This window comes from Mycobacterium sp. (genome assembly GCF_035314905.1).
Taxonomy (GTDB): Bacteria; Actinomycetota; Actinomycetes; order Mycobacteriales; family Mycobacteriaceae; genus Mycobacterium.
In genome coordinates, this window is record NZ_DATFYW010000034.1 from 1 (window position 1) to 13,648 (window position 13,648).

The window sequence follows — 13,648 nt, forward strand, 5'->3', positions numbered from 1 at the left end:
GTCGTGCGGGACGGCTTCGGACGCTATGAGGATCGGTTCTTCGCATCGGTGTTCTTGGGCAGCGGTCTGTTGTTCCTGGCGATGATGTTCGTCTCGACCGCCGTCGCTGCCGCGCTCGTCGCCAGCAACAAAGACGTCACCGATCCCGTCGCGCACGCCGAGGTGATCACCTTCGGCAAGATGATCGTGCTGGCCGCCAGCAAGACCTACGCCATCCGGATGGCGGCGGTGTTCATGGTTTCACTGGCCACCATCTGGCTCAAGACAGGGCTGATGCCGCGGTGGCTTGTGATCGTCAGCTATCTGGTGGCGGTGGCATTGCTGATCGCCGGCGACGTCAGCATGTGGCTGACCCTGGCATTTCCAGTCTGGGTGCTGGTGGTCAGCGGACTGATTTTGCTGCGGGCAGGATTCATCGACGAGCAGCGCGCCAGTCACGACTGAGCGCGGCCTCTTCGAAGTCGCCCCAGGGGCTTAGTCGTTTTTCGCGCCTTCCTGCAGCTTGGCCATGACCTGGTCGAGGTTGAAGCTGGCCGACTTCTGCCTTTGCGGGAACGCGACCAGCGTCTGCAGCATCTGCGCCACGTAGTCCTGGGCCGGGACGAACAGGAAGATGTGGTCGAGCATCCAGTCGTAGTAGGTGTTCGACGTGATGTCGGCCCGCTCGTACGGGTCGGTGCGCAGGTTGAACAGTTTGGGGACACGGAGTTCGGTGAACGGCTCGGCCCAGATCCGCAGGGTGCCGGGGCAGCGCTGCTCGAGGAACACGAACTTCCAGTTGTCGTATCGCATCGCGGTGAGGTCGCAGTCGTCGGAGACGTAGAAGAAGTGCTGGCGCGGGCTCTCGTCGGCCTCGCCGGTGATGTATGCCAGCTGGTCGTGCCCGTCGAGGTGCACCTTGTAGGTGACCCCGCCCAGATCCGTTCCGGTGCGCAGCCGCTCGGCGATATCGGGCACACCGGCCGCCGACAGCAGCGTGACGAACCAGTCTGCGTGGCTGACGATGCCGGTGCGCACGGTGCCGGCCGGGATGCGGCCCGGCCAGCGCACCATCGCCGGCACCCGGTAGGCGCCCTCCCAGTTCGAGTTCTTCTCGTTGCGGAACGGGGTCATGCCGCCGTCGGGCCACGAGTTCATGTGCGGGCCGTTGTCGGTGGAGTACATCACGATCGTGTTCTCGGCGATGCCCAGCTCGTCGAGCAGATTCAGCAGGTCGCCGACGAGGTCGTCGTGGTCGAGCATCGTGTCGTGGTACACCGACTGCCAGCGGCCGGCCCGGCCGATGCTTTCGGGCTTGGGATGGGTGCGGAAGTGCATGTGGGTGGCGTTGAACCACACGAAGAACGGGACCTGCGACTCGTGCTGGCGGCGGATGAAATCCACTGCTGCGTCGCGGAACTCCTCGTCGACCGTCTCCATCCGCTTCTTGGTGAGCGGGCCGGTGTCCTCGATGCGCTGGGTGCCGTCGGGGTGGGCCCAGGTGTGCAGGACACCGCGCGGCCCGAACTTCTCCCGGAACGCCGGATCCTTCGGATAGTCGGGCAGCTCGGGTTCCTCTTCGGCGTTCAAGTGATAGAGGTTGCCGAAGAACTCGTCGAAGCCGTGCATCGTGGGCAGGTGCTCGTCGCGGTCGCCCAGGTGGTTCTTGCCGAACTGGCCGGTGGCGTAGCCCTGCGCCTTCAACGCGGTGGCGATGGTCGGGTCCTGCGGCTGCAGCCCCAGCGGGGCGCCGGGCAAGCCGACCTTGGTCAGCCCGGTGCGGTAGGGGTTCTGCCCGGTGATGAACGCCGCCCGCCCGGCGGTGCAGCTCTGCTCGCCGTAGTAGTCGGTGAACCGCACCCCCTCCTCGGCAATGCGGTCGATGTTGCGGGTGCGATACCCCATCACACCGTCGGTGTAGCAGCTCAGGTTGCTCATTCCGATGTCATCGCCCCAGATGATCAGAATGTTCGGCTTGTCGCTCACCAGTGTGCCCTCCGCCCGTTGAATCCCGGGAGCGCTGCGCGGCCGGGCACGGCCGCCGCTCGTGCCCAGTCTCGACGCCCGCACGGTCGACGCTAGACCTCATCACCGTCTGCCACCTGAACGTTTCGTGTGCATTGTGGGTGGCAGAGCACCCGGTAACTCACCACGCGGCGGTGCGCCGGGGGCGGAAGCAACACGTGGCGGCGAATACTTGGCTCCTGATCATCGTGAATGACGTGATCCGCCGTCAGCGCTTCCACGCCAAAAGCGTTGGCAACTCGGCGCGGCAGCAATCCCCCACCGCGAATGGGGCAATGAGTCGCGCATACCCGGGTCAAACGACCCTATTGGGGGATTGGCTGGGAGGCGGAGCCTGAACTTGCAGCCCAGAACTTGAGCCCAAGAGTCGGACGGCTGCCTCGACGGTGGAGGCAGTCACGACCGCGAAGATTGCCCAACATGCGTCCTTTGATGGCGAGCCACCCTCCCCGCGGACCCGGGCTGTGTTCCGTCGGGCCGACCCCCCGGAGCCGACGATGAATAAGCCGACGATGAATAAGCCGACGAATAAGACGAATAAACGGGGGGATCGCTGGCCCGTCGGAGTGCCGGTTGTGCGCCGGGACGGATCCTTCCAGGCGGTCGGGGGCTTGTTCGTGATGTCGGCCGACGCGGTGAAGTTCCTCTTTCGCCGGCCCTTTCAGACAAAAGAGTTCCTGGAGCAGTCGTGGTTCGTCGCGCGCGTCGCACTCCTGCCCACGTTGCTGGTGGCCATCCCGTTCACGGTTCTGGTCAGCTTCACGCTCAACATCCTGCTGCGCGAGCTCGGCGCGGCCGACTTGAGCGGTGCGGGTGCGGCCTTCGGCGCGGTCACGCAGGTTGGTCCGCTGGTGACCGTGTTGATCGTGGCCGGGGCCGGCGCCACCGCGATGTGCGCCGACCTGGGGTCGCGCACCATCCGCGACGAGATCGACGCGTTGGAGGTCCTGGGCATCAACCCGGTGCAGCGGTTGGTCACCCCCCGCATGCTCGCCTCGGGGTTGGTGGCCCTGCTGTTGAACAGCCTCGTCTGCATCATCGGCATTGTGGGCGGCTACGTCTTTTCGGTGTTCGTCCAGAACGTCAACCCCGGCGCGTTCGCTGCCGGCATCACGGTGCTGACCGGAGTCCCCCAGTTGATCATTTCGGGAGTCAAGGCGGCGCTGTTCGGCCTGATCGCCGGCCTGGTTGCGTGTTATAAGGGACTGACGATAGTCGGAGGCGGCGCACAGGCCGTGGGCAACGCCGTCAACGAGACGGTCGTCTTCGCGTTCATGTCGCTGTTCGTTATCAACGTGGTCGTCACCGCGATCGGCATCCAGATAACGGCCAAGTGAGGGAAGGACTGCCGTGACGCTGCGAGCCATCTCTCCCCGGGTAACCCGTGAACTGGAGCGGCCGGTCGATACGTTGGGTCGACTCGGTGATCAGACGATCTTTTACTGCGAGGCACTCGCCGGCGTGCCGTACGCGGTGAGCTACTACCGGCGCGACATCGTTCGCCTGATCGCCGAGATCAGCATGGGCGCCGGCACGTTGGCGATGATGGGTGGCACCTTGGTCATCGTCGGGTTTTTGACCCTGGCTACGGGTGGCACGCTGGCGGTTCAGGGGTACAGCTCCCTGGGCAACATCGGCATCGAGGCGTTGACCGGGTTCTTGGCGGCGTTCATCAATGTTCGCATCTCTGCCCCCGTTGTCGCCGGGATCGGCTTGGCGGCCACATTCGGGGCGGGCGTGACCGCGCAGCTGGGTGCGATGCGAATCAACGAAGAGATTGATGCGCTGGAATCCATGGCCATCCGCCCGATTTCCTTCTTGGTCAGCACCAGGCTTGTTGCCGGGATGATCGCGATCACGCCGTTGTACTCCATCGCCGTCATTCTTTCGTTCGTCGCGAGCCGCGTCACCACCGTGTTGCTTTTGGGGCAATCAGCCGGGCTGTACGACCACTACTTTTCGACATTCCTCAACCCGGTCGACTTGTTGTGGTCGTTTGTTCAGGCCATCTTGATGGCGCTCACGATCCTGTTGATCCACACGTACTACGGCTATTTCGCCTCGGGCGGACCGGCCGGTGTCGGCGTCGCGACGGGCAACGCGGTGCGCACATCGCTCATCGTGGTCGTGTCGGTGACGCTGCTCGTCTCGCTGGCCATCTACGGCTCCCATGGCAACTTCAACCTGTCAGGCTAGGAGAGCCGGCATCCGCTGAAACACAAGGGAGCCCTCGACCGGCTGGGCCGCCGGCGCCGGTTCCCCGTGCTGGGCTGATCGGATCGCGACGAACAAGCCGCGGTATCCAGGCCCGATGAGTCTCCACCGGCAACATGCCGCGAGTGAGTCTGTGGCCGGCTCTGCGACAGCGCCTCCTTTATTTCTCGTCGTCGCCGTGCGATAACGGATCACGTGGTCGTCACACCAGCGCCCGGGAAACCCAACCTGCTCTTAGGCGCTTTCGACATTGCCGGGCTGGGTTTCCTCGCCGAGGAGTTCTTCGTGTCCGGGACGGCGTCGTCGTACGCCCCCGGCGCGGAGTTGGGGGCTGACGGGCGGTGGACCGTAACGCATTCGGGGACCGCTGATTACACCACGCGGATGGTGGTGCTCACGCCCGCCGATCGCGCCAGGTTCAACGGAACGGTGCTCGTTGAGTGGCTGAACGTGAGCGGCGGCATAGACGCTCCTGCGGTGTGGTTCATGGCGCACCGCGAGGTGGTTCGCGCTGGCTACGCCTACGTCGCGGTGTCCGCCCAGCGGGTGGGCGTCGAGGGCGGTGTGAGCCGCGGTGGCGCGGACATGTCTCTGAAGACCCAGGATCCGGTGCGGTATGCATCGCTGCGCCACCCGGGCGACGCGTTCTCCTACGACATGTTTTCCCGGATCGGTGGACTGATCCGTGACGCACAGCACAGTGGTGTGCTGGGGTCGCTGACTCCAAAACACGTTGTCGCGGTGGGAGAGTCGCAGTCGGCTTTCTTCCTGACGACCTACGTCAACGCGATCGATCCGCTCGCCGGGGTCTACGACGGCTTCTTGATCCATTCTCGGTTCGCGCCCGCGGCGCCACTGGACGGGAGCTCGATCTTCGGTGCCGACCGGCCCGCGATGCCCCAGGCGGTCAGGTTCCGTCCCGACTTACGCGTGCCGCTGATCACGATCATCACCGAAACCGACCTTTTCGGCGGCCCACAGCTGGGCTACCACCACGCCAGGCAGCCTGACGACGAACGCCTCCGGACCTGGGAGATCCCCGGCACCGCTCACGCCGACAACTACACGATCCAGGTGGCACCGATCGACACGGGCTTCGCGCCACTGGACGACATCGTGGCGGCCTATGCGCCGACCCGCATCCTGATGGGCCGGCAGTTGGCGCACGCCATCAACTTCGCTCCGCAGCACCACTACGTCCTGCAGGCCGCGCTCGCGAGGCTGTGCAACTGGGTCCGAACGGGCGAGCCGGCGCCCCGCGCCCCCCGCATCCAGTGCAACGACGCCGACCCGCCGGGGCCGGTTCTGGATCCGAACGGACTCTCCCGGGGCGGCGTCCGGACCCCTTGGGTGGACGTGCCCGTCGCACGGACATCCGGTTTCGGCACCGATGAGAGTGCGCTGTCCGATCTGTTCGGCTCGGGCGAACTCTTCGATGCCAGAAGCCTGCGGCGGCTTTATCCGGGCGGCGTCGCGGACTATCTCGAGCGCTTCACGGCGGCGCTCGACAGGGCAATCCAATCAGGGTTCATCGTTGCGGCGGATCGCCCGGAGATTCTCCGGATCGCCGCCGCGACGTACCCTCGCGGGCAATAGCTACACCGTGGCGGCCGCGCCGGATCGGCCTGTCCCGACGGGTCGCGGTCAGCGAGGATGCTCCAGGATGTGGGCCGCGCTTGTCAGGTCCGAACGCGCGCCGCTTATCGACGAGATGAACTGATCCCAGTCAGCCTGAGCGCTATTGGGACCAAACGTCATACACCGCCCCGAGGCGGCCTCGATGTCGTCTGCCGCCTGCCGTAACCGGGGAGTTACCCGGGAGTCGGGACTGGGCAACATCGCGCGGAATGCCTGACCCGCGCCGGAGAGCTGTTGACACGCCGTGTTCGCCGCGTCCCAGTCCTGGTTCTGCACCCCGTTGGTCACGGCCTGCACCGCCGACTCCATTTGTTGGTCGACCGCACCAACCTTCTGCAGATAACTCGCCGCTGTCGTTTCGTCGGCGACTCCGGACACCGTCGCCGACGCCGTCGCCGTGGCCGTGGTGAAGGTATCTGCGCTGGCCGAACTGGCCACCTCGGTGCCGCTGGCCACATACACGGCTACACCGATGGCACCCGACGAGATGACGACCCCGACCACCCGGGCCGACGACTTCGCCCGGCGCCGTCCAACCGGGCCCGACTCGGTGGGCCGTCGCTCAATCACATCCCGCGTCGCCATGTCACCCTATCCTCCCTCTACCGAGCATAATCGAATAGCTGGAGGCAAACGCCGCATTCCAGCGCAGGCGAAGAATTCCCAGCGGTGGCAAATGAATCCAGCCTCGAGACGGGTTGATCAAAAGGTGTCTATTTGCCGCGGCGCATGCGACCACGGGACGTGCCGAACATCTTTGCGTGGGCCGGATTCGTCCGTATCTCCGCCCCGGCCGCGGTAGTGCGCGATGCTGATCGGTGGTGGGTTACCGCAGGAATGGGGATGAGTACATGCGCCAGCCGATTGCCGCACTCGCCATTGCCGGCGTCTGCCTTATCACCGCCGCGTGTAGCAGCGCCGGCAATCAAGGCAGCAAAACGTCTGTCACCACGTCGACCGCCACGTCGACCACTGCGCCTCCTGTTGCCGAGGGTGTGCTGGAGGGGTTGCTGCTCAGCCCCGACCAGGTCAACACCGCCATGGGGGCAACCGGAATGACGATTACGAATTCCCGCACGTCGATGTCTGACGACAGCGCCACGATGGCGCCCAGCGAGTGCCTGGCCGTCGACGGCTCGGCGCAGGCCCGGGTCTACGCGGGCAGCGGATACACCGCCGAGCGCGACCAGACCCTCCAGGAGGGCGATAACTTCACCCACTATGTCGAGCAGGCGGTGGTGTCCTTCCCCTCCGCCAACCAGGCCGGCGCCTTCTACACCGCCTCCGCCCAACAGTGGCCGGCCTGCCACCAGTACACCCACACCCAGACCAATTCGCTGTGGGCCGTGGGCCCGGTATCCAACACCAACGGCACACTGAGCACCACCGCAACTCAACTGAACGCCAATGCCCCCGGCTGGGGCTGTGGACGGGCGCTGGCCCTCAGAAACAACGTCATTGTCGACGTCAACACGTGCAGCGCCAACCCGGCGGACTCGGCCGTCAACATCGCCAACCAGATCGCGGCCAAGGTGCCGACTTGACCGGGGTTCGTCAGCTCTTGTTCCAGGGGCAGAACATGGCGATTGCGGCGGCGGCGACGGCGGCTGCGTCGTCGTAGCTGAGGCGATCGTCGCGACGCAGGGCCACCACAACCGTCCCGGGGGTGTACTCACCGGCATCCAGGGCCGCGCAGACGGCGTGGCCCATCGCCAGGCCGTGCGAGCGGGTGCCGTGGTGGATGTTGTTGTCATCGAGGACCTTGATGTAGGCGTGCTCGGCGGTGTCGGCGCGGGCGGGTGCCGTGGCAATCGCCGACAGGCCGATGCCGGCGGCGGTGATCGCAAGGCGGATCATGTTGTTCCTGGCTGGGTTGGCGTCCGATTACGCGCAGAACAGTGTCTCAGTCGCGTCGCACAATTCCGGGAGCTGCCCGGCGTGGCAGAATCCCCCGCCTTGTGCCACTGTTCACGAAGGTGCATGGCGCCGAAGCCGATCAGCGTGCGATGTCGCCCCAGTCCACGACGAAACGGTGCGAGGGGTCGGCAGGGTCCGCCACGCAGGCCAGTTGGAGCCCGACCGCGAGGTTGGGCACCTGCGCGCGGGGTACCCGCTGGACGGCTTGGCCTTCGATGGGAGCCAGATTGGGGAATTGCAGATCGACGTCGAAGATGTAGAGCGGGTCGTCAAGGAATTCCGGCCTGCTGGGAGCCTTGCCGAGGCGCCGGGGCGTACTTCCCGTGTCGGCAAACGACTTGAGTACCCCCTGGACGCGCTGACCCGAGCCGAGTAAATCTGCTGCCGAGGCCGACTGGGACGAACCGGGGCTTTGCCGGTATGCGTCGGCCAGAGCTGCCGCGGTCGGCGGCGGACCGGCCGATTCCGCTCCCGGCGGCGTGGTCACCGCAGTGAAGTCGATTCGAATGTTGACCGGGTTGGCGGGATCGACCCGTACCGCGACAGTCGTGCCGGGCTGCAGGGCGGCTAACCGGAGGGGGGTCGACGCGCTGCTCGATTTTCACGTCATACGGTTCACGGCCGGGGATTTCCACCCTCAGTCCGATTTGGCAAACGTACTCCAGGTTGATGACCGCGCCGGTCCACTCCGCCGATAGGACCCGTGCCGTTCCGGGTGTGCCCGACGTCAGCTGGGCATCGGCGGCGGTGGCATTGCCGAGCTGCCTGACGTTCTTGATGACCGCACCAATGGCGATCACCATCGCTCCTACGAACACGACAGCAACCGGAACGTGGTAGACCCACACCGGCATGGACGCAGGCTGGCACCGCTTTCGCCGTGCCGAGCCGAATCAGCAACGCGCGCTGGAGGCCGTTCATCTAGTAGACGCTGGTGTTCCTTGGCGGCAATGGCTACGCTGACCCATATAGTGAACGACCTAGTTCACAACGCGCGTGACAACGCGTGCGGTTCCGCAGATGTCGGAGGGACGACCGATGGCTGATCAGACAAGCACGGCAGTGGATTTCGATGCGTTGTACGGTGCGCAGCGCTCCGAGCGGGGCCCCATCCCCTGGGACATCGGCGGCCCGCAGCCGGTGGTTCAGCAGCTGGTGGCCTACGGCGCGCTTCGTGGCGAGGTGCTCGACCCGGGCACCGGCCCGGGATACCACGCGATCCACTATGCGTCGCGGGGCTATGCGACCACCGGCGTCGACGGCTCGCCCGCCGCGATCGAGTGGGCCCGGCGCAACGCCGAAAAGGCCGGGGTGGACGTGAACTTCGAGGTGGCCGACGCGACGGGACTGGCGGGGTTCGAGGGCCGGTTCGACACCGTGGTGGACAGCGCGTTCTACCACGTGTTCCTCGATGACGAGCAGACCCAGACACGGTATGTGCAGGCGTTGCACCGGGCTACCAAGCCGGGTGCGCGGCTGTTCATGTTCGAATTCGGCCGCCACAACGTCAACGGCATCCAGTGGCCGGGGCTGCCGGCGGAGAACTTCGAGCGGGTGCTCGGCGCCGGCGGCTGGCGCCTGGACTACCTGGGCACCTCCACCTATCAGGCCCGGTTCGGTCCGGACACGATGGCCGACATGGAGCGGCTGGGCACTTCCAGCAACGATTGGACGGAGCGGATGAAGCCGCTGCAGGACCAGCTGGCCGTGATCGGGCCGCTGTTGAACGATTATCTGGTGCACATGCCGATATGGGCGGTCGCTGCCACCCGCCTCGATTAGTCGCCGCCACCCGCCGCGATCAACCGCGGCAGCAGCGTGTCGATGATCCGGGTGAGGTCCCGCCGGGTGGGCGGCTTGCCGGTGAGCAGGAAGTGCTGCACGATCAGCGCGGGTCCGATGCGCGCGGTCAGGGGCGTGACGCTGCCGGCAGCCACCTCGCCACGGGCTTCCGCGCCGCGCAGGATGGTTTCGATTGCCGCCAGCCGCGGGGCGATGAACTCCTCGGCGAAGATCGCGCGCAGCTCCGGTTCGTGGACGAGCTGCCCGACGATGTCCAGGTGCGGGAAGTCGGTCTTTCCGGCCAGCACGTCGCAGTGAGCGGCGAAGATGGCCATCAGATTCTGCCGGGCCGGGCGGTTGGCGCGCGGCTGGGGCAGGGGGGGCATCGCGTGCCGCATCGCGTCCACCACCAGCGGGTGCTTGCCGGGCCAGCGCCGGTAGAGTGCCGCCTTGCCGGTGCGCGCCCGCGCCGCGATGCCTTCCATCGTCAGGCCGCCGTAGCCGGAGTCGGTCAGTTCGGCCAGTGTGGCCGCATACACGGCGTGTTCGAGTTCCTCACCCCGCCTGCGGCTTTGCGGAACCGTCATAGATCGCGGCATGCCCCCGATAGTAGCCGCCGGCGTTCCCTTTTCGGCGGAGGCCGGGACCGCTCGCTATACCTCGGCCTTGGGCGGGGTCGCTTTCCTCGGCCGCGCGGTTGCTTGCCTTCTGCCATTGGAGCGCACCGCGGCGCGCCGCCTGCCGCGCGGCGGGCCGGGCACCGGGTCGACGGCGGCGGGATCGGCCAGATATCCGCGGAAGATGCGCGCCATCGTCGCCGCCTGGTAGCCGTCGACGAACCGGTGATCCAGACCGATCGTCAGCGGCAGCACCGGACGAACGACGGGTTGACCGTTTCGCGCCAGCACCTTGTCGGTCACCGCACCCATCAGGATTCCCAACGGCACATGGCAGAACGTCGGCCACGGCGCGGCGGCCGAGTCGAGCCCGTAGGTGCCCACGTTGCTCACGAGGATGGAGCCGTACGGGCGGGCCTCCAGCCCGAAGAGGGGAAGGGGCAGCTGGAGGCTCTCCGTGATGAACGCGACGGCATCCATCACGGGGCGCAGCAGTATCGGTGGCAGCCCCTTCACCATGGCCTTGGTCTGCTTGAACTGCGGATCTGCGTCGTCGCGGATACGAGAGGCGCGGTCGGCCAGTTCCTCGGCGATCACCCACGGCGGCTTCTCGTCGACGCGACGTACGACGGTGCCCGAAAGATCGGTGCTTGCCGCCTGGACTCCGGTTACCGGATCTGTCCGCAGCGACACCACGAAGAAACAGTCGATCGTCGGGGAGGGCATGAAGCTTCCGAAAACGACCCGGCCATTGAGCCCCGGCAGCGCTTCGAGGACCTTGCCGGCGGCCCTCCCGACCAGGTCGACCGGTGTGACGTGCTGGCCTGTGGCGTCGCGGACGTGACGGATGTACGCCAGAAGCCCGGTGGCCTCGATTTCCATGGTGGCCCAGATGATCGGGTCTGTCCTGGGACGCCAGGTGGCCATGGCGATTTTCCGCCAGACGGAGAACGGGACGGACGACGCTGTCCAGATCATCGGAACTCCCTCTCTGACGAGAGTTGACCGTGGGCGCGGAGGCCCCTCGTTGACCGAATTGTCTGGACGCGCGCCGCGCCGCCAAAGAGCACAAGGTCACCTGATCGGTGGCTCAAGTACTCGTGATGTGGCTGATCAAGCCGCGTACCGCGCCGGCGGGTGGAGTGCGGTAGAAAAGAGTCAGGGTGATGTGGGGTAAACGCGACGACATGGTGGTGCGCGAGCGGTCGCCGTTCAACGCCGAACCGCCGCCGGCGGTGTTGGCCGGCAGCGACATCACCGCGGTCGATGCGTTTTACGCCCGCAATCACGGCCCGTTCCCCGACATCGCGCCCCAGCGCTGGCGGCTGACGATCGACGGCGCGGTCGATGAGCCACTCACCCTGACCTACGCGCAGTTGACCACCGGGTTCCCCCGGCATTCCGTGGTGGCGACGCTGGCGTGCGCCGGCAACCGGCGCGCCGAATTCCTGCGGGTGCGGCCGATACCCTGCAAGGATCCCTGGGCACACGGGGCGATCTCGACCGCGAGGTGGCGGGGCGCGCGGCTCGCCGACGTCCTCACGGCGGCCGGAGTCCATGCCGGGGACGGTCGCCACGTTGCCTTCGCCGCACCCGACGTGGCCCGCGAGGCTCGGCCGGTGCAGCAATACGGCAGCTCGATCCCGCTGGGCAAGGCGATGTCCGAGGAGGTGTTGCTGGCCTGGGAGATGAACTCCCAACCGCTTCCCCGCGCCCACGGCGGACCAGTGCGGGTAGTCGTGCCCGGATACATCGGGGCCCGCAGCGTCAAATGGGTCACGGCCATCACGGTGCAGCTGTTGCCGTCGCAGAATTACTTTCAGGCCCTCGATTACCGCGTTCTTCCCCCGGAGACCGATGCCGATACCGCCGCGCCGGGTGAGGGGATCTCGTTGTCGTCGCTGGCTGTCAACTGCGACGTCCTCGTGCCCACCGATGGCGACCGGATTCCGGCCGGCGAGCTGACGATCCGCGGGTATGGGATCGCCGGCGACGGCCGCGGCGTCGAACGCGTCGACGTGTCCCTCGATGACGGGCACACCTGGCGGCAGGCGGACCTGCACCCCGCACCCGGCAGGTGGGCGTGGCGGCCATGGTCGCTCACCGTCGACGTCGAACCGGGCCCGTTGCGCATCACCGCCCGCGCATGGGACGACACCGGCGCCACGCAACCCGAATCAGCGGCAGCCCTGTGGAATCCGAGGGGATATGCCAACAACGCCTGGGCCCGCGTCGAATTGACCGTCGACTGAGGTGGATCCGGTCAGGGTTTCGCGAAACGGGCCGCGCTCAGGACTTTCTGGCCCGTCGGGCCGGTGACCATGTCGACGAATTTGCTTGCCAGGCCGGGGTTTTTCGATCCCTTCAGCACGGCTATCGGGTAGGTGTTGACCGCTCCGGAGGCTTCGGGGAACGGGACCGCGGTGACCTTGTCGCCGGCCCCCGCCGCGTCGGTGATGTAAACCAGCCCGGCGTCGGCCTGGCCGGTGGTCACCTTGTTGAGGACGTCGGTGACCGAGGACTCCTCGCTGACCGGTGTCAGGTGCGCACCGGTGGCCTGTTCGACTTTCTGGGTGGCCGATCCGCACGGAACTTGCGGGGCGCACACCACCACGTCGAGACCGGGCTTCGTCAGATCCTGAAACGACGTGATCTTCTTCGGGTTGCCCGGCGCGACGGCGATGGTCAGCGTGTTGGATGCGAAATTCACCGGGGCGCCGGCCAGCAGGCCTGCCTGCGCCGCCTTGTCCATGTTTTGCGTGTCGGCCGAGGCGAACACGTCAGCCGGGGCGCCGTTGGTCAGTTGGGTGACCAGATCCGAGGAGCCGGCGAAGGAGAACTCGACGGAGCTGCCGGGGTTGTCGGTCTGGAACTGCTGCCCGATGTCGGTGAAGGACTTCTTCAGCGAGGCAGCGGCGAAGACCAGGATCTTCCCGCCCGCCGCTGACGTAGCCGGCGAGGAGGCCGGCTGCGACGGGTTGCCCCCAGAGCTGCAGCCGCTGATCAGCGCCGACAGCAGCACCCCGGCGAGCACCGGGCGGCTGGAGCGTTTCATGACTGTCCCGAGGGAGTTTCGACGATCACGGTGGTGGCCTTGACGACGGCCACGGCGACGCTGCCCGGCTCGAGTTTCAATTCGCGCACGGCGTCGGCGCTCATCAGCGACACCACGGTGAATGGCCCGCACTGCATTTCGACTTGTGCCATCACCGTGTCCGTCACCACCCTGGTGACCAGCCCGGCGAACCGGTTGCGCGCCGAGCTGGCCACGCTGAGCGGATCCTTCGGCGCTGCCGCCGCATTCGCGTGTGCGAACTCGGCGAGCACGTCGCCCGCGATCACCTTCCGGCCGGATTGGTCGTTGCCGGCGGCGAGACTGCCGTCGTCGATCCATCGCCGCACGGTGTCGTCGCTGACTCCCAGCAACTCGGCCGCCTCGCGGACCCGAATCATCGGCACCGCCGAATCGTAGCAAA

Annotated in this window: 15 protein-coding genes; 7 read left to right on the forward strand and 8 right to left on the reverse strand. The window is 66.6% G+C overall.

Features of this window, described 5'->3' with window-relative positions:
• The coding region (locus VKG81_RS02430; RefSeq protein WP_324389351.1) for a hypothetical protein at positions 1–444 on the forward strand (444 nt) is incomplete at its 5' end.
• Between the two features lie 30 nt (positions 445–474).
• Here the strand turns inward: VKG81_RS02430 and VKG81_RS02435 are convergent.
• On the reverse strand, positions 475–1,968 hold the full coding sequence (locus VKG81_RS02435; RefSeq protein ID WP_324389374.1) for an arylsulfatase: 1,494 nt from the start codon (positions 1,966–1,968) through the stop codon (positions 475–477).
• Between the two features lie 548 nt (positions 1,969–2,516).
• Here VKG81_RS02435 and VKG81_RS02440 point away from each other — a divergent pair.
• The 3 genes from VKG81_RS02440 to VKG81_RS02450 all read left to right on the forward strand — a co-directional run bounded on the left by VKG81_RS02440 (position 2,517) and on the right by VKG81_RS02450 (position 5,814).
• The gene (locus VKG81_RS02440; RefSeq protein WP_324389353.1) at positions 2,517–3,341 is read left to right on the forward strand and encodes an ABC transporter permease; all 825 of its coding nucleotides are present in this window, start codon (positions 2,517–2,519) and stop codon (positions 3,339–3,341) included.
• Between the two features lie 13 nt (positions 3,342–3,354).
• Positions 3,355–4,200, forward strand: coding sequence for an ABC transporter permease (locus VKG81_RS02445; protein WP_324389355.1), 846 nt, complete (start codon positions 3,355–3,357; stop codon positions 4,198–4,200).
• A 213-nt stretch (positions 4,201–4,413) separates the two neighbouring features.
• Positions 4,414–5,814 (forward strand): alpha/beta hydrolase domain-containing protein, encoded by a 1,401-nt coding sequence (locus VKG81_RS02450; protein WP_414685120.1) that lies wholly within the window; start codon positions 4,414–4,416, stop codon positions 5,812–5,814.
• 48 nt (positions 5,815–5,862) lie between these two features.
• On the opposite strand, the gene VKG81_RS02455 is transcribed toward VKG81_RS02450, so the two are convergent.
• Positions 5,863–6,441 (reverse strand): hypothetical protein, encoded by a 579-nt coding sequence (locus VKG81_RS02455; protein WP_324389357.1) that lies wholly within the window; start codon positions 6,439–6,441, stop codon positions 5,863–5,865.
• Between the two features lie 266 nt (positions 6,442–6,707).
• On the opposite strand from VKG81_RS02455, the gene VKG81_RS02460 reads away from it, so the two are divergent.
• Entirely contained in the window at positions 6,708–7,400 is a 693-nt protein-coding gene (locus VKG81_RS02460; RefSeq protein WP_324389359.1) for a sensor domain-containing protein, read from the forward strand.
• Between the two features lie 10 nt (positions 7,401–7,410).
• On the opposite strand, the gene VKG81_RS02465 is transcribed toward VKG81_RS02460, so the two are convergent.
• Together VKG81_RS02465 and VKG81_RS02470 are read right to left on the reverse strand one after the other, a co-directional pair.
• Positions 7,411–7,713, reverse strand: coding sequence for a DUF732 domain-containing protein (locus VKG81_RS02465; RefSeq protein WP_324389361.1), 303 nt, complete (start codon positions 7,711–7,713; stop codon positions 7,411–7,413).
• 139 nt (positions 7,714–7,852) lie between these two features.
• The gene (locus VKG81_RS02470) at positions 7,853–8,260 is read right to left on the reverse strand and encodes a hypothetical protein (RefSeq protein WP_324389363.1); all 408 of its coding nucleotides are present in this window, start codon (positions 8,258–8,260) and stop codon (positions 7,853–7,855) included.
• A gap of 551 nt (positions 8,261–8,811) precedes the next feature.
• Here VKG81_RS02470 and VKG81_RS02475 point away from each other — a divergent pair.
• Positions 8,812–9,555: a class I SAM-dependent methyltransferase gene (locus VKG81_RS02475; protein ID WP_324389365.1), complete on the forward strand. Its 744-nt coding sequence runs from the start codon at positions 8,812–8,814 to the stop codon at positions 9,553–9,555.
• Here the strand turns inward: VKG81_RS02475 and VKG81_RS02480 are convergent.
• Positions 9,552–10,154 carry a TetR/AcrR family transcriptional regulator gene (locus VKG81_RS02480; RefSeq protein ID WP_324389367.1) on the reverse strand — a complete coding sequence of 201 codons (603 nt, stop codon included), beginning with the start codon at positions 10,152–10,154 and terminating at the stop codon, positions 9,552–9,554. The two genes, VKG81_RS02475 and VKG81_RS02480, sit on opposite strands and share 4 nt — an antisense overlap.
• Positions 10,155–10,208: 54 nt before the next feature.
• A complete protein-coding gene (locus tag VKG81_RS02485) occupies positions 10,209–11,150 on the reverse strand; it encodes a 2-oxo acid dehydrogenase subunit E2 (protein ID WP_324389369.1) in 942 nt (313 codons plus the stop codon).
• Between the two features lie 188 nt (positions 11,151–11,338).
• On the opposite strand from VKG81_RS02485, the gene VKG81_RS02490 reads away from it, so the two are divergent.
• Positions 11,339–12,424, forward strand: a complete 1,086-nt coding sequence (locus VKG81_RS02490) for a sulfite oxidase (RefSeq protein WP_324389371.1) — start codon at positions 11,339–11,341, stop codon at positions 12,422–12,424.
• A gap of 11 nt (positions 12,425–12,435) precedes the next feature.
• Here VKG81_RS02490 and modA read toward each other — a convergent pair whose 3' ends face one another.
• Positions 12,436–13,227, reverse strand: a complete 792-nt coding sequence (gene modA, locus VKG81_RS02495; RefSeq protein ID WP_324389373.1) for a molybdate ABC transporter substrate-binding protein — start codon at positions 13,225–13,227, stop codon at positions 12,436–12,438.
• Positions 13,224–13,631, reverse strand: a complete 408-nt coding sequence (locus tag VKG81_RS02500) for a TOBE domain-containing protein (protein ID WP_324389378.1) — start codon at positions 13,629–13,631, stop codon at positions 13,224–13,226. The genes modA and VKG81_RS02500 overlap by 4 nt, the downstream gene beginning before the upstream one ends.
• Between the last annotated feature and the right edge of the window lie 17 nt (positions 13,632–13,648).

Excerpts from the sequence above, each read along its gene's own strand:
- VKG81_RS02440 (WP_324389353.1), top strand. The coding sequence starts at position 2,517 with ATGAATAAGCCGACGAATAAGACGAATAAACGGGGGGATCGCTGGCCC.
- VKG81_RS02455 (WP_324389357.1), bottom strand. The coding sequence starts at position 6,441 with ATGGCGACGCGGGATGTGATTGAGCGACGGCCCACCGAGTCGGGCCCG.
- VKG81_RS02460 (WP_324389359.1), top strand. The coding sequence starts at position 6,708 with ATGCGCCAGCCGATTGCCGCACTCGCCATTGCCGGCGTCTGCCTTATC.
- VKG81_RS02465 (WP_324389361.1), bottom strand. The coding sequence starts at position 7,713 with ATGATCCGCCTTGCGATCACCGCCGCCGGCATCGGCCTGTCGGCGATT.
- VKG81_RS02475 (WP_324389365.1), top strand. The coding sequence starts at position 8,812 with ATGGCTGATCAGACAAGCACGGCAGTGGATTTCGATGCGTTGTACGGT.
- VKG81_RS02480 (WP_324389367.1), bottom strand. The coding sequence starts at position 10,154 with ATGCCGCGATCTATGACGGTTCCGCAAAGCCGCAGGCGGGGTGAGGAA.
- VKG81_RS02485 (WP_324389369.1), bottom strand. The coding sequence starts at position 11,150 with ATGATCTGGACAGCGTCGTCCGTCCCGTTCTCCGTCTGGCGGAAAATC.
- VKG81_RS02490 (WP_324389371.1), top strand. The coding sequence starts at position 11,339 with ATGTGGGGTAAACGCGACGACATGGTGGTGCGCGAGCGGTCGCCGTTC.
- modA (WP_324389373.1), bottom strand. The coding sequence starts at position 13,227 with ATGAAACGCTCCAGCCGCCCGGTGCTCGCCGGGGTGCTGCTGTCGGCG.